Genomic DNA, 479 nt, shown 5'->3' on the forward strand with positions numbered 1-479 from the left:
GTCCCCCGGCCGAGCAGCTGCTCGGTGAGGGCGGTGACGTCGGCGAGATCACCCCGCTCGTCGAGGTCGTCGCGGACGAACCCCAGCAGCGAGCGGACGGCGGTCTCGGCCGGTACGAGAGCGGCGGTGACCGGGTCGAAGAGCTCACCGGTGAGCCCCGCGCGGGCGGCCTTCCAGCGGGCGGCGCGCAGCACCTCGGGCCGGATCTGCGGCGCCGGGGCGGTGTCTCGGGCCAGCACGGCGACCAGCGAGCGGCACAGCGCGGCGTGCAGGACGACGTCGTCCAGGTCGGTGCAGACGTCGGCGCCGCGGAACTCGACGGTGGGCACGTGGGTGGAGGGGCGCAGGTCCCAGTAGAGCTGCGAGCCGTCGGGCACCATGCCGCTGGCGACGAGCTGGGCCACCACGGCGCGGTAGCCGTCGGCGTCGCCGAGGGCCTCGGGCGGGCCGGAGACCGGCCAGCGCGACCACCAGACGGT

At 76.2% G+C, this 479-nt stretch carries 1 protein-coding gene; it reads right to left on the reverse strand.

The window, feature by feature from the left end; genetic code table 11:
* Positions 1–479, reverse strand: a 479-nt coding sequence (locus M3677_RS16935) for a glutamate-cysteine ligase family protein (RefSeq protein ID WP_251161129.1), incomplete at both ends; no start/stop codon positions are given.

This window comes from Curtobacterium sp. P97, assembly GCF_023712445.1.
Classification (GTDB): Bacteria; Actinomycetota; Actinomycetes; order Actinomycetales; family Microbacteriaceae; genus Curtobacterium.